The sequence below is a fragment of the Stenotrophomonas rhizophila genome, assembly GCF_001704155.1.
Lineage (GTDB): Bacteria > Pseudomonadota > Gammaproteobacteria > Xanthomonadales > Xanthomonadaceae > Stenotrophomonas > Stenotrophomonas rhizophila_A.
Genome location: NZ_CP016294.1, coordinates 2,224,269 through 2,248,771, shown reverse-complemented (window position 1 = coordinate 2,248,771; position 24,503 = coordinate 2,224,269). Strand labels below are relative to the sequence as shown.

The following is a 24,503-nucleotide window of genomic DNA, read 5'->3' as shown; positions in this document are numbered from 1 at the left end:
ATAGCAGAGCCCTGATGCCAAGCCAGATTCACCCTGATGCCACCGTAGTTTTACTGGAAAAACCTGCGTAGAACCGCAGAGGCGCTGATCGGGCGAATCACGCAGACTCCGTCCGTCGACCTGCCGCAATCACGTGCAACACCCCCTTCGGGGTCCCCGGTATTCACGAACCGGACGCGTTCATTGCGGATCAGGCCATCGAGAGGCTCAAGGATGCAGTCGATGGAATATCGCCGTGGCGGTGCGGTCCACAGCGCGCCTGTGCTCCGAATGGTGGGCGGTTGCCCACGCGCCGTGCTCATTCCCTGCGTGCTGTTGCTTGGCGTGGTCGCGATGGCGCCCACGACCGTGCTGGCGCAGGATGTCAACGCCGCCACCTGCAGCACCGTATCCGGCACGGTTCCTGCCGGACAGGTGCGTGCCAATGGCACCACCGTCGCGGTGCCCAGTGGCACCTATGCCCCCACGACAGCCGGTGCGCCGGCCTTCTTCGCCGTCAACAGCGGTGTGATCAACGCCACCGGCGCGGTCGCCCTAATCACCAGTATTGCCAATACAGCGACGGCCTGCGCCAGCAGCGGCGGCGCAATCAACTTCCTTGCCACTGGCGCCACCGTCAGCCGGCTGGGCGCGGGTGGCCCGGCCGCCCGCGCCGAAGCCGGTAGCGTGCTCACGTCCACTGGAACGCGCTTCTACACATCCCAGGCCAACAGCGAAGGCGTGCAGGTCGTCGGCGGCAGCTTCACCGGCCGCGACGATCTGATCGCAACGGGCATCGTGCTCGGCACCCAGGCCGGCAATCCGGCCACCTATGGTTTGCCGGTCGATGCCAGTGGCAACCTCGTGACCAGTCCGGACGCCTATGTGGCCAAAGCGGCTACCGCCGCACACGGAATCAGCGCCTCCGGTGGGACGGTCCAGTTGAACGACGCCGCCATTTACGTGATGGGGACCGGGGCAGGGACCAGCAACGGCAGCCACGGTCTCAACGCATCAGGCGGTGCCCGGTTCGACATCAACAACGTCAACATTGTCAGCCGTGGCAACAACAACGTCGGCGCCCGCTTCGCATCGGGCGCGTTCCTGCAGGCGTCGCAACTGTCCATCGATTCCACCGGAACCGGCGCGTGGGGCCTGGGCTTCATCGACGCGAACGGGGTCCTGGACGACGTCAACGTCACTACCTCCGGAATCACCGCACACGGTCTTTCGGCCAGCGGAACCGCCCAGGTCCAGGTACAGAACGCGGACATCCGCGTGGCCGGCCAGAACGCGTATGCGGTGTTCGCCAGTGGCGGGGGTGACATCACCCTCAGTGGCACCGGCGGCGACATCGTGATCGCAGGCGGGCAATCCGGCAACGGCCTGCGTGCCGATGGCGCCGGCAGCAGCGTGGTGGCGGACGGCCTGCGCATCTCCACCCTGCAGCGCAACGCGCCCATTGGCGCCTATGCCCTGGCGGGCGGCAGCGTCACGCTTTCCAGCAGTACCGTCTATACGTCCGGCATCAGTGGCGGCAATGCCGCCGTGGGGTTGCAGGTCGCCACCGGCGGCACCCTGCTCAGCCAGGGCAACCGCATCGTGACCGGCGTGGTGCTCGGCAGCGACCCTGCCAGTGCCGACTACGGATTGCCGCTGGATGCCGGCGGCAACCCGACCACGGACCCGGCCGCCTACGTGGCGGTGGGTACCACCGGCGCCAACGGCGCGCAGGTCTCGGCCACCGGTGGCAGCCTGCAGGTGGATGTCGCCGCCGACGGCACGCCACTTGGCACCACCACGTGGATCGACACGTTCGGCAACAACAGTTCCGGCATTGTCGTGGCGCAGTCGGCGACGGCCACGTCGCGCCTGCAGGCGGCCAACGCGGTCATCACCACCCGTGGATTCAGTTCGAACGGGGTGCTGGTGCAGGGCACGACCGGCAGCCCCGGCCCGCAGGCCACGCTGTCCCGGCTGACCGTGCGCACGCTGGACATCAATTCCAATGCGATCTATGCGCAGGCTGGCGCGCAGGTGTCGGTGGAAGATTCCACACTGCTTACCGCAGGAAGCGGCGGCGGGATCCGTTCCGACGGCGCGGCCACGCGGGTGACCGCGCGCGATCTGTACATCGGCGCCGGCGGTCCCGGCAGCAGCGGCCTCAATGCGACCGGCGGCACCATCGACAGCGCGGGCGTCACCATCATCAATTCCGGCCGCCCCGGCATGACCCTCAACGCGGGCGGCGGTACACCCGGCACGCTGATCTCCGGCGGCGACACGATTTACACCGGCGTGCTGCTCGGCACCGATCCCGCCCTGGCCACCTTCGGCCGGCCGGTGGATGCGGCCGGCAACCCGGTCACTGACCCGGCCAGCTTCGTCGCTTCGGGGATCAGCGGCCACGGCGTTTACGCGGGCGCTGCCGGGGGGCGGGTCTGGATGAATGTCGATCCGCTCAGCGGCGCGCCCACCGGCGCCCGCAACACGATCACCACGCTGGGCAACTTCAGCGAGGGCTTCAACATCCAGGGCGTGGACGGGCGCGCCACGATCGCCAACGTCACGGTCTCCACGCGCGGCACCGATTCGATCGGCGCACGCGCGGCCGGGGCAGGGCGCATCGACGCGACGGGCGTCACCATCAACACCAGCGGATGGCATGGATACGGCCTGGCCGCGTATGCCGACAGCCTGCTCAACGCCACCGCAAGCACGGTCGGTACCACCGGCATCCAGGCCCACGGGCTGATCTCGTGGGCGGGCAACAGCCGGTTGACCCTCGCCGGCGGCAGCCGCGTGGATACCACCGGTGAGCTCGCACACGGGGCCATTGCCTGGAATGGCGGGCGGGTGGAGGTCGATGGCTCGACCATCGCCACCCACGGTCCGGGTGCCGCCGCGCTGTTCGTGCGCGGCGATCCGGCCGCGGCGTCGGCGGCAGTGACCGGCACCGGGCTGAGCAGTGACGCAGGGCCGGCCGTGGCGGCCATTGGCGCGGCCGACATCGCGCTGGATACGGTCACGGCCACCGGCACCGGGCTGTGGCTGCATGTGGGCAATATCGAAAACTTCGAGCTGCTCGACGCCGTGGTGCCCGACCTGCCACCGGACCTGCCGCCGGATGATCCGTCCACGCCGCTGCCGACGGCCACGGCCTCGGCCGTGTTCGCGCTGCCGGCCGCGCAGACGCCGACCGTTGCCGACATCACGGCCACCCGGAGCACGCTCAATGGCGCGGCGCTGACCGATCCGGGCGCCGCGGCCAATCTCCTCCTGCAGGACTCGCTGTGGAACATGAGCGGCAGCTCCAACCTCACCACGCTGCAGAACACGCGCAGCCGGATCCTGTTCGCGCCGCCGGCGGGTGATCCGAGCGTGGCCGCCGGTTACAGAACGCTCACCGTGTCCGGGTATGGCGGCGATGGGACGCTGGTGCTCAACACCTGGCTGGCTGCCGACGATTCGCCTTCCGATCAGTTGGTGGTGTCCGGCGGCGCCAGCAGTGGGCCGGGGCAGCTGGAGATACACGCCAGCGGTGGCCTGGGCGATCTGACCCGGGCGGACGGCATCCGCGTGGTGCAGGCGCTTGCTGCGACAAGCACGCCGGACAATTTCCGCCTGGCAGCGCCGGTGGTTGCCGGACCCTACGAATACTTCCTGTACCGCGGTGGCGCTGCGGCCGACGGCGGCGCGGACGTGGAGAACAGCTGGTTCCTGCGCACGGTCATCGACTGCGCCGCACCGGGCGCGCCCATCCCGCCATGCCCCCCCAATCTGCCGCCCGAGCCGCCGGCGCCGCCTACGCCACCGGTGCCACCCGTGCCTCCCGTGCCGCCGCCACCGGATCCGCCGACACCGCCAGCACCGCCGCCGCCCACACCGCCCGCGCCGGACCCGGATCCGCGGCTGCCTCCCGCCTACCGGCAGGAAGTGTCCCTGATCGCCGCTGCGCCGGCCATGGCGCAGGTGTATGGGCGCACGCTGATCGATACCCTGCACGAGCGGGTCGGCGACGAGCAGCTGCTGCGCCAGCGCGACGATCTGGATACCCAACGCAGGGGATTCAACGGCGCCTGGCTGCGGTACGTTGGCCACGATGGTGAGCACGACGGTGGCCGGCGCGGCATCTACGGCGACCGCGGCCCGGATTTCGACTACCGCTTCGACGCCCTGCAGATCGGTACCGACCTCTACCGCCACATCGATGCCGGCGACCTCAGCCGCCGCCATGCGGGGTTCTATCTGGCGTACGGGAAAGGCGAGGGCAACGTCCGCCACAACTACCTGGACTACCGCATCCACGCCGGCAATGACCGGTTCAAGGCGGGCTCGGTCGGGTTGTACTGGACCGCGTTCAGTGCCGAAGGCGCGTACCTGGATGCCGTGGGCCAGTACACCTGGTACGACATGCGGCTGCAGTCGCCGCGCAGCACCGAGAGCTTCCTGGACGCGACCGGCATGGCGCTGTCGCTCGAGGGCGGCTGGCCCTTCGTGCTCAATGACGGCGACGGCCTGACCATTGAAGACGGGCGCTGGCGGCTGGAGCCACAGGCCCAGGTGATCTGGCAGCAGATCGACGTCGACGACCTGCGCGAGGACACCCTGCAGGTGAGCTTCGAGGACGGCGATTCACTGGTAGGCCGGTTCGGCGCGCGCTTGAACCGCAATGGCCAACGCGAGAACCGCGCCGGCATGGTGCGCACCAGCAACGCCTGGCTGCGCGCGAACCTCTGGCACGAATTCCGCGGCGAACCCAGCGCCCGCTTCGCCACCAACAGCGGTTACGTGCCGTTCGCGGTGGATCTGGGGGGCAGCTGGGGCGAGGTTGGCCTGGGCGGCACATGGCAGGTCAGCGACACGGGCTATCTGTACGCCGACATCGACTACAACTGGAGCCTGGACGGTGACGAGACGGCGTGGAACGGAAAGCTCGGGATGCGCTGGAACTGGTAGGGCTTTATATATATCACCACGCGTAAGTCATATGCCGCTCATGCCCTTTTTTCCATCAATTCCCCGCGCGTAAATTCTCCTGACGATCCGTCACGGAGTGGTCCACGCAGACCGGCACGCTCCGCCGCACTGGAGTGCACGGCTTGAGGTCCACCTTGTAGCACGGCAAAGCCGCGCGAGGCTCGTCGAATCAGGGCTCATGCCCGTAGCCGACGATCTGATGGCGGACGTCTTTCACTCAGACCTAGTTGGTGAGATTCGTTCATTCGAGCCGGCACGTCTGGATCTCATCAACCCGACGTCGGAACCGGCATAGTGCAAGTCTTGGAAGCGTCCGCTACTGGCCGATAGCTGACATGAGGACCCCCTGAGAAACTCGACCAGTGCTATCGACCCAGAGGATGCCGAGTATTCATGGGATAATCTGTCCCGCGCGTTCAAATATTGAGTGGCTAGATGCCAATGTCCGTCTTCGAGTTCAGGGCAAGGTGGAAGGAAGAATTGGTCTGCACGGGGCCGGGCGGCACGTTCGTGCTTGAGTTGCCAATGGGAATTCTTACTGCCTACCTCCCAACTGAAGATGCGTTCAAGAGAGCGGCGCCCTCATGGGCCGAGCACCTTTGGCCGGAGCTTAGAAGTGAGCTTGCACAGTGGTGCGTAACCAACAAGGCGCAACTGATCATAGACCCGACAGCAGGAGTCTACTAATTGATCGCAGCAGTCAAAACAAAGGTGGTTGTTGATAGTCGGACGACGTCTTGGATGTCTGCTTCTGGCCGATACCGGACATCGCTTTGACTGCGTGAAGCCATCGCCTTGGTATCTTCCGGGGTGCGCTAGATCCTCTGAACATTGGGAGGACTTGCGGGATTCGGCAACATTCGTTCGGTGATCTCCAGTAGTGCACGTAGCCTGTCCATGTGGCGAAGGTCCTGGTGATAACCCACCCAAACGTCCCTGCCAGGAGGTTGCCCGAGTAGATCGATGCGGTGAAGCCCGCCCATCCCTTCTGCCAGCGCTCTAGGGAGTACCGCAACGCCGTGACCCCTAAGGCAAATCTGAGCTTGAACGCTACGGCTGGTACTGGTTAGCGCGCGCTTGGAATGGGGGAATCGGTCCAGAAGCCAAGTGACATCAGGAAAATGGGACTGGGCCGAATTCATCAAAATCAAGCGCACCGATTGCGGGTCATCGCTCACCATCTGCACCGTTGCTGCCGATCCATAAAGGCCGTACGGCATCGTCATCAGTCGGCGTTGGACAATGTCCGGCTCACTGAACGGCACGATGCGGAAGGCAACGTCCGCCTCGCGGCGGGAGAGATCAAGGAGGCGGTAGCTAGCGATAACCTCGGGCACTACGGCAGGATGAAGGCGCCCCAACTCGGTCAATATGGGCGCCAGGACGTAGGCGGCGAACCAGTCCGCCGAGGCTATCCGCAGGATGCCTTCGAGGCGCTCATGGTTGCCGGCCAAGCGCCGTTCCATCGAGAGAGCCGAGTCCTCCATGGCTTGTGCCAGTGAAAGCACGGCGTCTCCCGCATCGGTAAGCACAAGACCGTCTCGCGTTCTACGGAAGAGGGGCTGCTCGGCCTCGTCCTCGAGCGCCTTTATCCGACGGCCGACTGTCGGATGGCTCACGCCAAGGCTGCGAGCCGCCTCGCCCAGCGATCTCCCGCGGACGACCGCAAGAAATATGCGGATATCACTCCAGTCCACGCCAAAGCTGCCCGTTCAAGAATGTACGCCGAATATGCAGGAATGGCAGTCCACAAACAACCCTGTTAGGGAGAGCATGCTGCCCTGCAGTGACGTTGCTGCCGTTGGAGTTAGACAACATGAGTAAGCTGAACGGGAAGGTTGCGCTGGTAACAGGCGCATCGAAAGGAATTGGCGCAGGCATAGCCCGCCGCTTGGCGAGCGAAGGCGCCAAAGTGGTTGTGAACTTTGCGTCCAGCGAGAGCGAGGCAAATGAGGTAGTCGCCAAAATTGAAGGGGACGGTGGACGCGCAATTGCGGTGCGGGCAGACATCCGCAATAAGTCGGCGGTAGATGTGCTCGTCCAGTCAACCATCGACCATTTCGGTCGGCTGGACATCGTGGTCAACAATGCGGGCATCTACCAGTTCGCAAAGATAGAGGCCACTACCGAGGCACTGTATCGCCTGCAGTTCGACCTGAACGTGCTTGGCCCGCTCCTGGTCACTGGGGCCGCCGCGCCATTTCTCGCGGAAGGCAGCAGCGTCATCAACATCAGTTCCTTCGTGACACGGATACTGCCGGCCGAGAGCGCGATCTACAGCGGAACCAAGGGAGCCATTGATGCCATCACAGGCGTGCTTTCTCGCGAGCTCGGGCCACGGGGAATCCGCGTCAACTCTGTAAATCCAGGGCTGATCGAGACGGACGGTACGCACGCCAACGGTGTGATGGGCTCTGAATTCCAGGCATGGAATGAGCAGCAGACACCCCTCGGTCGGATTGGCCAGGTAACAGACATCGCCTCGATCGTCTCGTTCCTCGCCTCTGGTGATGCTGGCTGGGTGACTGGCGAACGCATCGTTGGCTCGGGCGGCATGCGCTGACCCTAAGGCCGAACGCGACTTATCAGGATCAGCTCCATGCAGACTGAACTCAATCCGGGTGCGAAGGACGCGCGCCGCTGGCCTGCCTTGGCCGTGCTGCTGGGCGGCACGCTACTGCCGCCATTGGACTTTTTCATTGTCAACGTAACACTTCCCTCGATCAGGACTGATCTTCATGCGTCAGCGGATGTCGCTCAGCTTGTGGTCTCTGTGTACGCGATGGCCTACGCCGTTACCCTTATCCTAGGCGGCCGCCTAGGTGACATATATGGGCGCCGGCGCTCATTTGTTGCGGGTATGCTCGGATTTGGTCTGGCATCGACAATCTGTGGGCTCGCTGGCTCGGCAGGTGTGTTGGTCTTCGGGAGGCTGCTGCAAGGCATCGCGGCGGCTGTGATGGCACCGCAGGCGCTGTCGTCCATCCATGCGATGTTTCCAGCGAGCGAGAAGACTCGTGCGCTCAGTCTATACGGTGCGACATTCGGTGCCGCGGCCGTCGGCGGCCAGCTTCTTGGAGGCGTGCTGGTTTCGGCGAATCTCTGGGATATGGGGTGGCGCAGCGTCTTCATCATCAACATTCCGGTCATCGCTCTTGCCGTGCCTGCCGCCTTCGTATTCGTGCGCGAGACTAAGGAAGAGCATGGAGACAGAATGGATTTTCCTGGGGCTGCGTTGCTCGCGCTTGGCGTTCTCGCGGTCGTGTTCCCACTCATTGAAGGACGCGAGCGAGGGTGGCCCTGGTGGAGCTTGGGATTGCTGGGGCTGAGTCCATTACTTCTCTTGATCTTCTGGCGCTACGAGAAGCATCGGGAACGCGCAGGTCGGATGCCCTTGATTCCGCCCTCGGTCATATCCGCAGCCCCTGGACTGCGTCCAGGCCTGCTGGCGGCGGTCCTCTTCTATGCGCTGGCGGCATTCTTCCTGACGTTCGCGGTATACCAGCAAGCGGGTCTACATCGCGATGCACTGGCTGCAGGGCTCGCGATCCTTCCGCTGGGGGTGGGGCAGCTGCTGGGGCCGAGGCTGGGCTTGCAGCTCTCGCGTTGGTTGGGTTCGAACGCAGCTACGTTTGGCATGGGCCTGGAGGTCACGGGGCTGGTACTGACGGCTGGCGCTGCCGTGATGGGCAAGCCGTCGCTGATTCATCTGCCTTTGCTGCTAATCGGAATTGGACAGGGGATAGCCGTGCCAGCGCTGGTGCGGTTGAACATCGACCTGGTGGATCCCCGCTGGGCGGGCTTGGCCGCCGGTATGGTGAGCGCGGCAATGCAACTTGGCGCCGCACTGTCAGTCGCGTTGGTCGGCGGGGCCTTCTTCTCACTCGTGCCAGATGGAGCAGCTCCGGATCAAGTGGAATCCGGCTTTGCCTTCGGATGCTTCCTGATCAGCATCGCCATGACGGCGGCGGCGATTCTCAGCAGGAGACTGGCTGTTTGCAAGCCAGATCGGAAGCACACCGACGCCAGCGAGAAGGCGGCTACCTAACCTGTCCCGCCAACACCTCCCTCGCCGTACCTCTCCGTCACCAGTCAGACAACCCCTATTCGAAATGGAATGATTTATGAGCATCTCTCCAATCGGTTGGCTCCATACGCTCGGAAGCCTCCCCGCGATCCCGCTTGCGACCTACATGCTGGTCAGGCATGGTCGAATCGTCCCTGAGACCACACCCGGGCGTGCATATTTCTGGTTCATGCTTCTCGGTGTGCTTACGGTCTATCCAATCGCGCGCCAGCCGGTCAGCTCAATCATCGCCAGTGTTACGCTTTTTTTTCTAGTGGTCGGATACGGGGTCGCGCTGTGGCGACGTGCAAAGCAAGCTTGGACATACGTACAGTGCGTCGCGCTCAGCATCACTGTGTTTTTGCTGATGGTGCCAACAGTAAGCGAGACGCTGCGCAGGCTTCCTGTAGATGATCCGCTGGCTACTGGCTTGAATGATCCATTTCTACTAGCCATCCAAGGCGCGCTCCTCCTGGCGCTGATCGTCGGCATTCCGTTCCAGCTACGATCCCTGTATAGGCATCCGGTCCATCGTGAAGGCCATGCACGTTGATGTCGCCTGGAGAAATTAGGCTCCGCTACCTGTAGAGGCCTTAGGAATACATCGGTGGACAGACCAAGGGTTGACCTCGCGCTGGGCGACCGGGTTCGGCTGTGTCGACGCGGCAGATTTGGTGGAGTACTGACTGTTCAGCATGGACAGTCACGTTCCGTGACCTATAGCATCAAGCGCTCTTCAGAAAATGGACTCCGTCCGCTTCTGGCCGGAAGCGGACACCCCGCAGGAAAGGAGCCGTTGGGTCCGTGCCAAATTCGGCTTTCGATCCAGAGCAGACATCTGCACTTCTACTGGAGCGAACTTGCGGTGGTCACTGAGCCCACCTGGGCCCGGTTATACGCTCGCTTGATAGCTGGACTCAGCAATCCTAAGATCGAGCTGAATCAGGGGGGCCGTCATACGGCGCATTGTGGCTAGGTCGTATGACTGGACGCACGGGTCCGTCTATCAGGTAATTGGGCGCACATGACACATCTCTACGCTCGGAGAACATACGAAGAGGCCATGGAGCTGGCACGATTGCCTTTCCGTACGTCGGCCGCCGATCACCTGACCCCTGCCGAACTCGATGAGCTTGTGGCACATGGACTGCTTACTGGAGGCACCCCCGGCCCGGGCTGGGAAAGGCTCATCGGCGTCGTCCCGACAGAGCGCCATTTTTATGAGCTGCAGATCTACAAGCCGTCGGATAACAAGCCGCACATTGAGAGTTCCTACGTTCGCATACTCGTCCCTCGGGACAGATCAATTGAGGCCATACAATTTATGTGGCGCCCTCCCATTGAGCGCGTTTAGCACTTCATCCAAACCGAAACCTCTGCGCGCGTCGGCTTGATTCCGTAGTTCCGAGTGATGACGCACAGGTGTTGCGCCACCCGGTATGGGAGGTTCCGGAGACCTTGGCCGCTCAATCCAGGTGGAACTCCATTGGTGCTGTACTAGCGGCAGTGCCAATCCTTGGCAAAAGCTGTGGCCGAAGCGATTGCTCACTCCTAACACCTCAACCAAGATGAACTGGCTTCGCCAATGCTCCTATCTCGGACACTAGGCCCGGATGAGACTAATCTACTCACTTCAAGAAGAGCTGAATGCAGATCCGCAGCAGGTGGCTGATACGCAGGTGCTCACTTTGGACAAGCGCCGTCCATTTGGCCTCAAAGGCACCTACGGACTCTTTGGCTCACCGGAGTGGTGGGCCAACATTGAGCGAGGAGTCTCGCCGGTTCAAACCCTCGCGGGGAGAATTACTCGAATCTGTCGCGAGGGGATGCACAATGACGGTCAGGGTTTTGAGATGACCGTTGATGACGGAACCCTCTACAAGTACAGCTGCGTAGCAAATCGGAGAAAGGACCTCTCTGCGCATCAAATTGGGAAGCGCATCGAGTTCGCAATGATGTTCGATCCCCTCAAAAATCCCACGCCAGGTGCAACCGGCGAGCCTGACACGCACTCTAGGGTTGTGCTCAAGGTTCTGGTGTCATATTAGGTAGGCCTCCAGCGTGGGCCTAGCACTTAATTCAAGCCGATGCCGCCTAGCGGCGCGGCTTAACTAAGGCGTTACCCAAGGTCTGCTTTTGGCCGGGAGCGGACCTTGGCCTAACGAATAGGGGAGGGGAGCCGCCATCCGATTTTAGGATTAGGGAGATTTATCGGGGGTAGGAAACGCCCGGTGGTGTGAGTTGTTGGCCCTTTACCAAGGTGGACGTGTTTCGCCTAGGATTCCGGATAAGCATGTCGGGTGAAATTCCGCGCCTATCCTTCGCCAGGTAAGGGAGGTGGAGAATACGGTGGCATGCCGCGCGCCTTCTTCCGTCGGGCGGCAATACCCTTGCGATCTCCAATCGCCCAGCCGTCATGCCGTATCAGCCTGGCCGCATACAACGGTGTCTCTACTCGAGATTGGCCTGATATCCTCATGCCTCACCAGTTCGTCGTCAACAGACAAGGAGAAGTCAGATGACAACCAGTACAACGACCCCATCACGCGTGATGGGCTTCGATCCTGCTGCGATTTACAGGGGAAGTGCTGAGCGCGCCACGTTACTGATCGGCGTCGATACCGACCCGGCGGTAGGCAGGACGACAGCGCATATTCTGATGTGCGAATCCCCCGAGGGTAAGCCGGCCTTCCCGCGCGTCGTGGTGATAGCGCCGCCCGCGGCAGCGTGGGCAAAGAACGATGATGAGATCATCGCACTTATCTCGCAAGGCGGCAGCGAGCTTCGAGGGTCTCCACTGCCGCGCGAGGAAGTGAGCATCATCAGAAAGCGAGTTACGATCGTGCGCTGCGAAGACGTAAACGCCGCCTCGTTGGTAGCCCAGGTGGTGCGATCCGACGGCGACTTCATCTTGGTGCCAATGGCGGAGATCTATCGGGATGCCAGGGTGGTGGCCGGTGCGCCGCACGGGCGCGCCACGGCGCTGTTGGCAGAGGATATCTGGGTGCCTAACGTCAGCGCATGGCTTCCAGACTGCATTGACCATGTGCACACCAATGAAAGCGCGATCATGTTCAGTATCCCCGGGCTTCTCGTGATGCGGGAGGCCAACAAGGCGGCGATCGAGGCGATCTACGATCTGACTGTCGCCAGCTTTGGTTCTAAAGAAGAGGTGCAGCAGAATACCTTTGTCGTAGAGAACATGCAGCAGTGGGCGGCCCTAGCAGAGATGGGGCGTGCGCGGGAGGCGTTAGCGCAGATTGAGGCATCTGATCTGAGTGCAGGCCTAAAGCGGCAACTGAGGATCCAAGTGCTCTTTCGGGGCAAGGAGCGGGAGCGGGCGGCCGAAGAAATCCGCGCGCTACTTGTCAGTGGCGTCAAAGTTCCGTCCGAAAACGCGCTCCGGTTTGGATGGATGGCGCAGGAGGGAGGCGATCCCGAGTCGGCGAAGACGCTGATCAAGCAAAGCGTAGTGGAAGTGAATGAGGAGTCTCACCTCGCGCGCGCACTCGGATCGTGCACTGGGCTGGACGATAGCGAGCTGGAAGTGCTGGTGTACGAGCGCCTACGCGGGCTGTATCCGGAGAGTGAGGCCCTAACGGACTACCGCGCGCGCTTGCTGCTGCGGTGGAGTCGGGAGGTGTCCGGTGATCGGATCAGCCGCGTGATTCGCCACATAACCCTCGCCGGCTACGATGCTCTCATTGCCGACTCATTGCGCGATCTCTCCACCAAAGGGGTAAAGGCGTTGGCCGAGGTAAGTGAACCCTGGTCGGCCGAGCAACGCGATTTTGCGAGGCTGTGCGGGGCGCACCGACTGCTAGTTCTCAATGAGGCGGGTAAGGCTATCGCACTGGCGATACAGACGTCCTTAGACGGGGAAAGTGCTCGGCGCATCAATTGGATATTGATTGCCGCGCTCAGGCGAGTACTGCTGGAAAGAAAGGAAGTACAGGAGGCAGGCTTCTACAAAGAGGTATTCCAGCGGCTGCGCGACTACGTCGCCACGCACCCAGATGATCCGGAATTGCGGGAATACTTCCGTGGATTGTTCACTGTCGAGACCAGTGGTAACTGGGGCCTTGCGTTGCTCGTCACGCAAACGATGGAGCTGGCCACACGTGCCGTGGCCGCGATCATCGATCCCCCGATGGTGAAGGTTGCCTCGCCTCAGGAATTTAGTGCGTTCATGCAGCGTGCTGATCATTGGATGGGCCAGGCACGTGCCATTGATGTGAGCAGTACAGCACTGCCTGACGCTGTCATCGGAGCGGACGACCCGGCCGAACTGCTCGAGGCGATGTCAAGGGCAGTCGACTACCTGGTCGAGACGTGGGAGCCTGACAAGGCGGCCAATGTAGAAAACATGGCCTTTGTGGGTGTGATGCTCGCCAGGAAAGTCCCCGACACGCTCTCCGACATGAACATGCTCCGACTGATCGCCAGCCGACGGGCGATGGACGGTAAGGTGCAGAGAAGTCGCGACTTGGCCGAGCAGATTCTTGAGCTTGCCGGCTCCTCCAAGATTAGGGGCCGGCTGGCGTGGGGCGCGTATGCAGACCTGTATCAGCGCTCCCGGCATCCGGTGGATGCGCTGATTGGTCTCTCGTCTGCGTTCGCAATCGATGTGCCGGTCGATGCCCCGACGCTGTGGTGGGAGACCTACACCCTGTTCCGCAGCGTACGTGATATAGGCCTGTTCCCGTTCGCGGGGGATCTGCTGGTGCCTCTCAAGCGCCTGCAGCGAATGGTCGCCGACAATCCGGCCGGACGCGCCCGCATGCAATCGCTAGAGCTGGGACTGCGGTTGATGGATAGCCAGCGCTATACCCCGGCCATGCTTGAGCAGATGGTGCAAGACACGGCCAATCACTACGTCTCGGTCGCAGGCATGAACGAGGAGTTGATCCCGGCGCTTGCGCTGCTGGTGCAATCGATGGGGTTGTTCGAAGGCGTTGGTGGCGTGATACCGAAGCATGTCCAAGAGATCAAAGTGGCGGCTATGGAACATGTGACGGCCGCGGATCGAGCGTACCTGGACGCAATTTCGGCAGCTCATCCGACCATTGAAGATGCGGTACGTCTGCATAATCGCGTGGAAGTGGCGCGACATGCGGACGATGCGCCGGGAGACCTTCTGGCCGCTGAGCTTGCCGCCCGACGAATCCTGTCCGAGTCGGCGCTGTCTGCCGAGGACGCGGCAACCGCGATTGAGCTGTTGGCGGACCGCGAGTTGGACCCAGTGGCGATCGAGCGCGTCTTGGACGTGAGTTGGCCCTCGCGATACTTGCATGAAATCCGCCCAGAGGCAGGGGCGGCCATGATGATGGGCTTGGACATTGATGGCGAACTGACGGTACTGACCTCGACCGAGCAAGGCGATACGGTAGCGCGACCGGCCCGGGAGGCGGGATCTTTTGTTGATGCGCTGGCCACCTGGAGCGAAAATTACCCGCTTCGATACGGAAAGATTGAGCGCGAAGAGGGTAACAACGAGATTTTCGTGAGCATGACGCCCTTGGCGATACCGCTGCCCGAGACGGCCAAGCTGGTCGTCGTGGGGGAGCCGGCGCTGCTCCAGATTCCGCTCAACCTGATGGTAAAGGGGGACGGTTTCTGGGGCCAGCACCACGCCATTGGCTACGTGCCCTCGCTGACATGGCTCCACTCCACCCGTACGCGGCCAAGGATCACCCATGCCCGACGTGTGGCATGGATATCCGACCCGGGCGAGGTGGTCGATAACAGCGCCTTGGTTGCAGTGATCCAGCGCACCGACACGGCGTTTCAGCAGTACGGCTTTAGGGTCGATACCAATGGCTCGCTGCCTGAGGACCTAGTCGATGCACAGATCGCCGTTATCGCGGCACATGGGAGTGTCGGCACCGATGGTCGCTTTTTGCACCGGGTGACCGATGAGAAGGAGTTGGTGATCTCGCCGCGGGCATTGACTCAAGCTCTGGCCGGGACTGAATTGGTGATCTTGTTCATCTGCAGCGGTGGCCGCGTGGATCGGCACCCGCACTCCAACACCACGATCGGTCTTCCCAAGCTCCTACTGATGGCCGGCTCGCGGGTCGTCATCGCCTCGCCGTGGCCGATTACGCCGATCATTTCGGGATATTGGTTGGAAACGTTCATGGCCGAATGGGAGCGGGATGAGACCGCACTGGATTCGACCTTCGTGGCCAACGCTGCCGTTGATATGAAGTTCGGGTACGTACCACAGTACGCCATGGCGATGACCGCATATGGCGACGTGATGCTGAAGAGATCTGCAGCAGCGCCACCGGAGCTCTAGAAATGTGTCGAGTTAGCGCCGCCGGACAGCGGCACTGGCATGTTGGCATACGCCTCAACTCCCAGCATGCTTCACGGCGAGTTTAGCCAAGGCTTGCGCGACAACCGTGGTGACTAACCGTTCTGCGTAGTTCTTAGCCGCCTGCCGGGCGACTAAGAACTGAAACACCAACAAGCCCACGAGAGATGCGTAGACATTGAGACTTGGGAGCTGCCAGAGACCTGCGACGATTAGGATCGGTGCCAGGAGCGCGATGACGCAGCAGTAGTCTCGGGCAAAGAGCCAATTTCGGTCCAAGTGACTAACGGCCGCAGTGTCTTGCTGTTCTTGATACAGGCGATACCAGAGGGAGTTCTGTTGGCGAGGTTCAACCGGCAACGGGGCCAAATGGGCGTTCAAGGAATCTAGATCAATACGGGGATCATCTGGGGCAAGCTCCGTGAACACCCGCGTGCCGGGAAGGGGATGCGTCCACCGCCAGAAGACGATCCTTGCCTTATGCAGCGAGTTCAGTTGTGCATTGACTATGCTCGTAAAGGCGATGGCCAGCCCACCTGGCAGAAGCAGGTTGAGGTGTCCCATCATCGCACCAGTGCTGATCTTTCCCAGATCCAAGCCACGGGCAAGGGCGTAGTATAGAAGCAGGTTGCTCGCCAAAGCCGACAACAGCGCTAGGCGATTGGAGTCTTTGTGCGAGCGTGCCATAAGATTAGCCGGTTGAATTGCGTGGGTTGAGTTGGGGAAGGACAGGCTCAAGCTCGGCCCGGTTGAGCAACGTGATGTGCTGTTCGTGGGGGGCGAGTGCGCCTATGGGGCGGTCCAGTCCGAGGCGTTTAAGCAAGTAAAAGGCCAGCGACAGGCGCGTAGAGATGTCCAGCCGCCCATCAGTCATCCCGTAGTCCAGCGCGATCACGCGGCGCCGACCTTCCTCAAGCGCTGGATTGGGCCCGATCGCAATCGTGACAGGCGTCTCCCATTCCTCGTCCCGAACCTTGACCGGTAGCCAGGTCTTGGGCCCTTCACACTCCAAAATCCGGGCAAAGAGAAAGTCCCGAAAGCTTCGGCGATTGTGGCAATACGCGCGAATGTGCCACCGATACCCATCGTAAGCGAGCGCATGCGGGCTGATTACCCTCCGGTCGGGCTCTGGCCGCGCGATCGTCTGATAGGTGATCTCAAGAGCATTTTGGGTATTGATCGCCCGCAACACCTGGCGCAGCAAGGGGGCCGACACCAGTCGAGTAGGGTGCCGCACGACATCCGACGCAGGCAGAGCTCCCAGGAAGCTGAGATCAGCGGGGATTGCCCCTGTCGTCAGCGCATAGAGCTCGGCCAGGTATCGGGTGCTGCTGCCGTCTGTGAGGATCGGTGCGAACCCGTCGGCTGCCAGATAGGCCTTCTCCCCCCGGTCATAGGCCATGTTGCCAGGGGCCCGGGCTTGGTATTCAGCGAAGTCCAGAGAGGCCTGGGGGACCGAGATGCTGAAAAAATCCGTTAGATCTGCGCGATTGAGTCGACCTTCCCAGTAGAGGCGGGAGTCAATGAACTCCAATCGACGGTCTTGGCCCCACCTGCCTCGGCGGGAGGGAGCTACTTGGGCTTCTTTCATGCGGGGGAACCTTCTATTCGGCCCAATCAGTATACGACATTGACAGAACGCGAATACTCAGTATAGTTCGATCTCAAGAGGGCCACTACATCTGGTGGTCAGAGGATAGGCGAACCCCAATGAGTGCTTCGATTACCTTCTTCCCAGTAGCCAATGGAGACATGGCACTGGTGCGCTTGGTCGATTTCGCCAATAGCACCATCTTGGTGGACATCAACATTCGGCAATGTGCCGATGACCCGAACAATGATGAGGCCCGAGACGTCGCCGCTGACCTCAGAGCTCGCCTTCCCATTGACGCGAATGGGCGACCCTATGTGGACGTCTTTTTGCTGAGCCACCCGGATAAGGACCATTGCACAGGGCTGCAAAAGCACTTTCATCTGGGGCCTCTGAGCGGCTACGCCGACGACGAGAAGCCGCAGTCTGAGAAAAGGATCGTCATCCGTGAGATGTGGTCCTCACCGATTGTTTTCCGTCGTGCCTCGAAGATCATGACCTTCTGCGACGACGCAAAGGCCTTCCGAAGCGAGGCAAAGCGTCGCGTTCAGAGTTTCCGAGATGGTGCTGTCCTGGAGGGCGACCGCATCCTGCTGATGGGCGAAGATAAAGGCGGAAAAACCGAAGGTCTTGAAGCGATCTTGGTCCGTTCCGGCGACCACTTTAGCCGCATCAATGGCATGGAGAACGCCCACTTCCGTGCTCAGCTTCTGGCCCCGTCGCTCGTTTGCGACGATGATGAGGAGGTGGACCTGCGCGCCAAGAACCATTCCAGTGTGATCCTCAACATGGAGCTGGCGTCTTCCGTAGGCGGGCTGAACCAGAGCAGTTGTCGCTTTCTCACCGCTGGTGATGCAGAAGTCGCGATCTGGGAGCGGCTGTGGGAGCGCTATAAGGACACGCCCGAGGTGCTCGAATACGACGTCCTTGAAACACCTCACCACTGCTCGTGGCATGTCTTTTCGCGTGACAGCTGGTCAGGATGTGGAGAGGAGGCTGTGGTCAGCGCTTCCGCGCGAAATGCGCTGTCCCAGGCGCGCTTTGGCGCTAAGATTATTTCAAGCTCCAAGCCCATCAAGGACGATGAGAGCGATCCGCCGTGCACCCGCGCAAAGCGAGAATACAAGGCGATTTTGGCAAGTAAGGCTGGCACCTTTCTTTGCACCGGCGAGACTCCGCAAACGTGGGCTCCGGAGCCGATTGAAATTGAGATCACGGCCGGAGGGGCGAAGGTCAGAGCAGCCCAGCGTTCGGGCGCGGCAGGCCTTGCAGCGGCTGCTGCCCCGCGTGCGGGCTGATGATGGCGAACTACATCAACTGGGGTGAGCCAATCAATGCCATCCCGGAAGAGTTGGCGAGTTCGGCACTGGCCGCACTCTTGCGCGCCTGTGAGGCGCACCCTCACTTTGATGTCGTGGGGTTGCGCCTGATCCAGGCCGCAGTGCCGCATATTGGCGTGGTCGCAGACGTTGGCGACGGCACGGTTGCTCCTCAGAACTCGCCTGGAATTTGGCCTCGGGAGCGACTCTGTCTAAGCTTCTGTCCCGGCTCGATGGTGCCTGCCGAAGTGAGGGCGTTGCGCACGGATTTTCCGGACGTCATCCATCTCAACGGCGTCCCAGACGGAGAGCCCGCGTCACTTTGTCTCTATGAGAGCTGGGGCTTCGAGGAGCGGCAGTGGACCGCAGAGCGGCACCTCCGAAAAGTGCTGTGGTGGCTTGCTTCTACGGCCGACGGAACGATCCATGCTCAGGACCAGGCATTAGAACAGCTTTTCTATAGCTCCGGCGACGTAGTGGTTCTCCCCTCTGATTGGGACGGCGAAAAGAAAGAGCGGCTTTATCTCAATCTTGCCGATGAAAGCGCGGAGAGACGCTATTGGCTAGCGGGAACCAAGGCAACTGACGGCGCGCCTCGCTGGCAAGTTGCTGTCTTAGATCTGCCGCCCATTGGCCATCAGCCTATTCAGCGAAGCCCCTCCACGCTGGGTGCCCTGGACGACCAGCTCACGGCTTTGGGGTCTGATTTGTCGCCAGCCCTTTCCGAGGCCTTGAAAAGCCTTACTCGTGTAGCAAATCAAAAAACAGCATGCAAGTTGCAGCTGCTTCTTCTATTGCGAATTCCACGTTTGCGAGATGGGAAAATAGATCGGTGGGACGCTCGGGCTTACGCTGTTGCCGCGCCTTGGGAAGATGTTGGAATCGAGCTCGGTGTATTGGGTCGCTCGGCCCCTAACGCGAAGGCCTATGCCATCAACCTTTTGGGCGGTGATGTGGCCGCTTTAAGTGAGGAGGGCCGTGCCTTCAAGCTGGCACCTTTGGAGGTCCTTCAAACGCCTCCTATGATGCAAGCCCGGGCGATGTCAGGCATAGAAGCCAGCAGGGCAGACTTTCGGGGCACATTGGCGGGTGTCGGATCACTCGGTAGCGCGCTCGCAAATCTTTGGGCTCGCTCGCAATGGGGGCGGTGGAACCTTATCGATCCAGATCAGGTGGCTCCCCACAATGTCGTTCGCCACGAAGCTAACGCCATCGACATCGGCTTAAAGAAGGTGGATGTCATTCGCGGGAAGATTGATGCGGTGTTTGCGAGGCCGATTCTCGCTAAAGCTGTTTACGCTTCTGCAAGTGACTTTGATGCCTCTGAGGTGGAAAGCTGTCTGCGCGAAAGCGCATTGCTCGTCGACGCGTCCACAACGCTCTCCGTGCCGCGCGATTGGTCTGAGCATGATCTCGCTCGCTCGGCATCCGTGTTCTTTACGCATTCGGGGCTTGCATCTGTCTTGATGTTGGAGGATGAGCATCGCTGCATGCGTCTCTCGGCGTTAGAAGCGCAATATTATCGAGCTCTGTTGCACGAGCCTTGGGGGCAGAAGCATTTGCACACCGCAGCACAGATCCGTGTCGGGGCCGGTTGTCGTGATCACAGCTTCGTCTTGTCACATGAGCTAGTTCAGCTCCACGCCGCCCAACTCTCCCGAGCCCTAAGGCAGGGTGTCTTGGAGCCAAATGCTCGTATTGAAATTCGAACCCATGATGAAAACTCGGGTGCGGTGAGTGTCGCATCGATTGCAGTCAGGCCGGTTCGAAGCTTGGAAGGATATTCTTGGAAGGTGAGGTGGGACGAAGGGCTTGAGGACCAGATGCTCGCGATGAGGTCGGCATGCTTGCCGCTGGAAACGGGTGGTGTGTTGCTTGGCATCTTTGACCACAAGGTGCGAACGGTAACGATCGTCGATGCGCGAGAGGCGCCCTTAGATAGCGTGGCTCACCCCGACAGCTTCATTCGGGGTAGGGCAGGGGTGCCAGAACTGGTTGAACACGCTTCATCGCTGACCAGGGGCATGGTGGGCTACATCGGCGAATGGCATTCCCATCCCCCAGGTGTCCGAGCGATTCCAAGTGCCTTGGACAAGGAGCTGCTTGCCAAACTTGAGTCTCGACTTCGGGAAGATGGGCTGCCTGCGATCATGGCGATCGTTGCTGAAAACGAAGTCAATGTGTTCGTCGGTGGCGGCGAGGTAGCTGAAACCGGCGATACGGCTGCGCGGGCCTAGTCATGCCGACAGATTCGCATCTGGGTGCGTCAGAAACGCTTGTCTGCAGTTTTTTCAGAAGATCAATCAGTTGGAATGGCGGACGTACAAGCCTAGTCTTTGCGCAATTTCTATTGATCTTCTAATAAACGTGCAGCGGGATTCGATGTCGCTCCTCCGGCCTGGAAATACCCCACCACACTCGACACTGACCGGTGCTCGGTCAACTGCATGATCGCCGGCAGTGCCACCCCTTGGCGGCTTGCCTCAGTCACGAAGCCTGACCTGAGACTATGCCCACCAAAATCCCCCTCCAACCCGGCCAGGCGCGCCCGTCGCTGCACAATTTCGCCTACGGCGGCCGGGGAGAGAGCGGGGCCGATGCGTTGCTTCCACAGCCGCCGGAAGATCGCCCCCTCGGTGAGGCCTGAGGCCTCCAACCAGTCCTGGAGGGCGAGGGCGGCCCGATCGAGCACCGGCTTATCTGGGGTCGAGGTGACCGTAACCCCGGCCTGCTGGGTCTTGCTGTGCTCCAACCGGTAGATATAGCCCGCCTCGCCAATCCGGCGCAGGTCGCGCAGGTCGGCCGCGGCGATCTCGCTACGCCGGCGGCCGCCACTAGCGAACCCGAAGCAGAGTAGGGCGCGATCCCGAATTCCTTCCAGGCTATCGTCGCAGGTGGCCAATATGGCCTCCAGCTCGGTCAGGGTGATCGCAGTCTTCTTGCGTGGGCGCTCGCCGCGCTTGACCGCGGCCCGCGCCGCGCGACTGAGCACGGTGCGGATTGCCGGCTGCTCGCAGGGATTGGTCACTTGCTTGAGTCGGTGCGCCGTGGACAGCACGGCAACGCGATGGCGCACTGTGGCCAAGGTCCAAGGGCCAAGTTTGGCCTTAAGGCCGGCGGTCACCAAGGCTTGGTCGACGGCTGGTGGCAGTTCCCATGCCAATTCGCCGTCGGTTGAGCGGCGCTGTACGTGATCGACCACGAACTGCAGCACGGTGGCTTCGGGTACCGGTAAAGCCAGCTCGATGCCGTAGCGCGCCGCATGCCAGCCCGCCCAGTACCGCAGGGCGCTGGTGTAGCTGCGGGTGGTGTTCTCGGCCGCAGCTTCGGCCAGCAGCTCGCGGACCGCATCGGCAGCCTGTTGGGCCAGCTGTTCGGGCAGTGCCAGAGAGGTGGCCGTCGCGGCGGACACGGGAATTGTAAAAATATCTTTCATAATATGTAATGTTCGCTATGCAAAGAACACCTTACCCGCGATAATCATCACTTATCAGCAGTACGGAATCAACGGGGCAGGGCGCCCGCCCAGGAGATAGTTCAATGGCTCGCGGCATCACGGAATTAGACGTCCACGGCGCCGCTGATGCGCTTGTCGCAAAGGGCGAGCGCCCAACGGTGGAGCGCATTCGGGCGCATCTAGGCACGGGGTCCCCGAACACCGTTACCCGCTGCTTGGAAACTTGGTGGCAAAGCCTTGGAAGTCGGCTGCAGTCAGAGAGCCCCAAGGTCACAGATGCTCCGGCTGCCTTGGGAAAGCTTGCGGGGCAATGGTGGGCGCTAGCGCTAGAGCATGCCCGTGACGCGGTCTTTGCTGAGTTTTCTGAGGCCAGCGAAGACCTTGCGTCCAAACAAGAGAAGTTTCTTGCCCGGTCCCAAGCACTTGCAGATGAGACGAGCGCCGCCCATGCGAGGTCGGAGGCGGCGATGGCCGCAGAACGCCTCGCCCGGGCCCAGGCCACCGAACTGCAGCGCTTGGTCGATCAGCTTCAACTGCAAGCTGCGGAACTGGCCGGGCAACGCATCGCCGCTATTGAGCGACTTGAGCAAGTGGAGGCCTCACGCCAGGCGCTCTACGACAGGCTCCAAAAGACTGAGGAATCGGCGAGATCTGAGCGCGAGAGCCTGGCCGAGCACGTCAGATCTGTCGAAAACCGCGTATTGGGGGATATTGATCGCGCTAGAGAAGAGAGCAAGGTGATGCAGGCGCAGCTGGCCAGCGCAGTCAAAAGGCATACATCGATTGAAGCAGAGATGCGGCGTAGCCTTGAAAAGGCACACTCAGCCACCGCGGCGGCAGTGCAGATGGCGGACAATCAGCGTGGCCGATGCGCAGCTTTAGAAGAGCAGCTGGCCAAGCTCCAGAACTTGCCGGCGGATCTAGAGGCTGCGCTTAGGCGAAGCCAGGTGACAGCTGGTCCACGGAAGATAAGCTCCAAGCGGCGGGCTAAGAAGGGCTCATCCGAGGACACGAATTAGGAAAACTGGCTTAGTGGTGCCAATCTGGAGACAGCAGTTAGAGCCTATTCTGGTGGTGTGCGACGTACGGCCTGGCAGACAAGTGTCCTAGGACCTACCATCGCGCATCATCGCTCCAAGACGAAAAGTCCTGCCTAGCAGCATCCAGCACGAGGTCGGGCTTAATCGCCAAAAGCGACGATGGCGAGCAGCCTTCCAATAGCGCATGTGGAGCGACGAGCCACTCAATTTCTTCCCAGCCAGACGTTGGACGGCCTTCGGCTACGCCATATGAGCTGCGCAACATCAACAGCAATTCTGCAAATACTGGCAAGGGCCTTCCCGAGGAGGTCAGCTGCCATGCGGGGTACAAATAGTTATCCTTTTCGGGCATCCAGACGCCGAGAATGCAGCCTGATTCCCGGAGTTGTGTAAGTGACTCGCCCTTGCGTGAGTTCAAGGTCAGGCGGAAATTGAAAGCCGCAGGATCGAGCCAGTCGCTCGAGACCTCCGCTCTTGCTTGAACTGAGGCCGGGCTTTCCTTGGGCAAAGTTCTGACCATTGCGTGCCTGCCGGATGAATTGTTGATCACAAGGATGCCACGATCCACCCTCCATGGAACCTGTGGGGAGATGTCAAGTCTGACGGGTGCGGGGCGGCGCGATGTGGGGGATGCTTTCCACAGTCTCCGGGGCAAATGGGGCGAGTTTCCGCGCTTCCTGGAGCCGGCTTTCCGCCGCGATCACGAGGCGGGCGGCTTGATGGTCAGCTCGTCGCCAGATCTGGCGACAAAGACCACACACAAGCCGATAGATCTGCAGGTTTCGGGGGCAATTGATGCGTAATCCACTAAATTCGGGGCGAGGTTAGTGCGGGATACCATCTATGTTGAATGCGCTCAGCATTGGCATAGCGTTGATCGTGTACCGCAAATGTCTGCGTACGTTCACGGCTGTCCAGCAACATCTGCGTTGATTGCCTAGAGTCTCTGCCGGGATCGCCCAGAATTCTCTGCGGTGAACACCATAGGCCCAGCCATTGCCAGCCGGAGCCAACGAGTTCGGCGACGCGTCGACGCACAATGAGCCAGATACGCCATTTCGCATAATGTATATTATGTAATGCAATGGCTGCGCAGGTTGGCACGGATGTTGCCTCTTCCCCTGTCTCACCCAACGAGACGGAACCTCGCCAATGCGTGATCGCACTCTTACCGGCCCTTGGGCCGGTTTTTCGTTCAAAGGTGGCCGCTTGGTCACGCCCGAAGGTCGAGAGCTGCTGCCAGAGGATCTGGCTTGGCTGTCGCTGACCGCCGCGATCGCACAGGAATGGCGGACGATGATGGCCGACACCCGCCGCGGCTATGAACCGAAGGACCGTCATGGAAAGCCTTGTGGCAGTGGCGTCTCACAGGGCCGATCCCCAGCTGGACGTCGAGCGGCCGTGGTCAATCTGAAGGACTACGTGCGCAGGACTTACGAGAAGCGGTCTACGGTGGCAGATCCCGGACCCAGCGCCGCGCCCACACCAGCAGTCCAGGCGGAACGTGGGCAGATGCCATCCTTGCGCGGGTAAGGCGTTGACCGTAGGGGCGCTGCCCCTACACCCCGGCTAGAATGACCGCAGGACGCAGCCTAGGGGGCTTCATGGAACGAGAGCGACCGGAGTACTTGCCCGCCATTCGCAACAGCCGCTGGGAGTTCCCGTGGCTGCTCGTGATAGGAATCGTGCTGCTGGGAATGATGGCAGGCGGGGTCCACATGCTCATCCGCACCAACGCGGCTTGGGCCGAGC

15 protein-coding genes are annotated in these 24,503 nt (G+C 61.3%); 10 read left to right on the top strand and 5 right to left on the bottom strand.

The window, feature by feature from the left end:
* The first annotated feature begins 222 nt into the window (after nt 1-222).
* On the top strand, nt 223-4,938 hold the full coding sequence (locus BAY15_RS10105) for an autotransporter outer membrane beta-barrel domain-containing protein (RefSeq protein ID WP_157771720.1): 4,716 nt from the start codon (nt 223-225) through the stop codon (nt 4,936-4,938).
* 836 nt (nt 4,939-5,774) lie between these two features.
* Here the strand turns inward: BAY15_RS10105 and BAY15_RS10095 are convergent.
* Nucleotides 5,775-6,656: a LysR family transcriptional regulator gene (locus tag BAY15_RS10095; protein WP_068851978.1), complete on the bottom strand. Its 882-nt coding sequence runs from the start codon at nt 6,654-6,656 to the stop codon at nt 5,775-5,777.
* Nucleotides 6,657-6,775: 119 nt separating this feature from the next.
* On the opposite strand from BAY15_RS10095, the gene BAY15_RS10090 reads away from it, so the two are divergent.
* From BAY15_RS10090 to BAY15_RS10070, 5 genes are all read left to right on the top strand, one after another.
* Entirely contained in the window at nt 6,776-7,522 is a 747-nt protein-coding gene (locus tag BAY15_RS10090) for an SDR family oxidoreductase (RefSeq protein ID WP_068854657.1), read from the top strand.
* 36 nt (nt 7,523-7,558) lie between these two features.
* A complete protein-coding gene (locus BAY15_RS10085; RefSeq protein ID WP_068851975.1) occupies nt 7,559-9,007 on the top strand; it encodes an MFS transporter in 1,449 nt (482 codons plus the stop codon).
* Between the two features lie 76 nt (nt 9,008-9,083).
* The gene (locus tag BAY15_RS18870) at nt 9,084-9,578 is read left to right on the top strand and encodes a hypothetical protein (RefSeq protein WP_083214128.1); all 495 of its coding nucleotides are present in this window, start codon (nt 9,084-9,086) and stop codon (nt 9,576-9,578) included.
* 1,060 nt (nt 9,579-10,638) lie between these two features.
* Nucleotides 10,639-11,073, top strand: a complete 435-nt coding sequence (locus BAY15_RS19165; protein ID WP_157771719.1) for a hypothetical protein — start codon at nt 10,639-10,641, stop codon at nt 11,071-11,073.
* Nucleotides 11,074-11,543: 470 nt separating this feature from the next.
* A complete protein-coding gene (locus BAY15_RS10070) occupies nt 11,544-15,326 on the top strand; it encodes a CHAT domain-containing protein (protein ID WP_083214127.1) in 3,783 nt (1,260 codons plus the stop codon).
* Between the two features lie 54 nt (nt 15,327-15,380).
* Here the strand turns inward: BAY15_RS10070 and BAY15_RS10065 are convergent, their stop codons facing one another.
* Together BAY15_RS10065 and BAY15_RS10060 are read right to left on the bottom strand one after the other, a co-directional pair.
* Nucleotides 15,381-16,031 carry a hypothetical protein gene (locus BAY15_RS10065; RefSeq protein ID WP_068851964.1) on the bottom strand — a complete coding sequence of 217 codons (651 nt, stop codon included), beginning with the start codon at nt 16,029-16,031 and terminating at the stop codon, nt 15,381-15,383.
* 4 nt (nt 16,032-16,035) lie between these two features.
* A complete protein-coding gene (locus BAY15_RS10060) occupies nt 16,036-16,935 on the bottom strand; it encodes a helix-turn-helix transcriptional regulator (protein ID WP_068851961.1) in 900 nt (299 codons plus the stop codon).
* Nucleotides 16,936-17,054: 119 nt separating this feature from the next.
* Here BAY15_RS10060 and BAY15_RS10055 point away from each other — a divergent pair, with 119 nt between their 5' ends.
* Entirely contained in the window at nt 17,055-18,233 is a 1,179-nt protein-coding gene (locus BAY15_RS10055) for a metallohydrolase (protein ID WP_068851958.1), read from the top strand.
* On the top strand, nt 18,233-20,491 hold the full coding sequence (locus BAY15_RS18865) for a Mov34/MPN/PAD-1 family protein (protein ID WP_083214126.1): 2,259 nt from the start codon (nt 18,233-18,235) through the stop codon (nt 20,489-20,491). Before BAY15_RS10055 ends, BAY15_RS18865 begins: the two co-directional genes overlap by 1 nt.
* Nucleotides 20,492-20,601: 110 nt before the next feature.
* Here BAY15_RS18865 and BAY15_RS10045 read toward each other — a convergent pair whose 3' ends face one another.
* Nucleotides 20,602-21,690 carry a site-specific integrase gene (locus BAY15_RS10045; RefSeq protein ID WP_068851952.1) on the bottom strand — a complete coding sequence of 363 codons (1,089 nt, stop codon included), beginning with the start codon at nt 21,688-21,690 and terminating at the stop codon, nt 20,602-20,604.
* A 104-nt stretch (nt 21,691-21,794) separates the two neighbouring features.
* Here BAY15_RS10045 and BAY15_RS10040 point away from each other — a divergent pair, with 104 nt between their 5' ends.
* Complete coding sequence (locus tag BAY15_RS10040) at nt 21,795-22,730, top strand: DNA-binding protein (RefSeq protein WP_068851949.1); 936 nt, start codon at nt 21,795-21,797, stop codon at nt 22,728-22,730.
* A 94-nt stretch (nt 22,731-22,824) separates the two neighbouring features.
* Here BAY15_RS10040 and BAY15_RS19160 read toward each other — a convergent pair whose 3' ends face one another.
* Nucleotides 22,825-23,319 carry a hypothetical protein gene (locus BAY15_RS19160; RefSeq protein WP_157771718.1) on the bottom strand — a complete coding sequence of 165 codons (495 nt, stop codon included), beginning with the start codon at nt 23,317-23,319 and terminating at the stop codon, nt 22,825-22,827.
* A gap of 584 nt (nt 23,320-23,903) precedes the next feature.
* Between BAY15_RS19160 and BAY15_RS18860 the strand changes: the two genes are divergently transcribed.
* Nucleotides 23,904-24,284 carry a DUF3653 domain-containing protein gene (locus tag BAY15_RS18860; protein WP_083214125.1) on the top strand — a complete coding sequence of 127 codons (381 nt, stop codon included), beginning with the start codon at nt 23,904-23,906 and terminating at the stop codon, nt 24,282-24,284.
* Nucleotides 24,285-24,503: the final 219 nt, after the last annotated feature.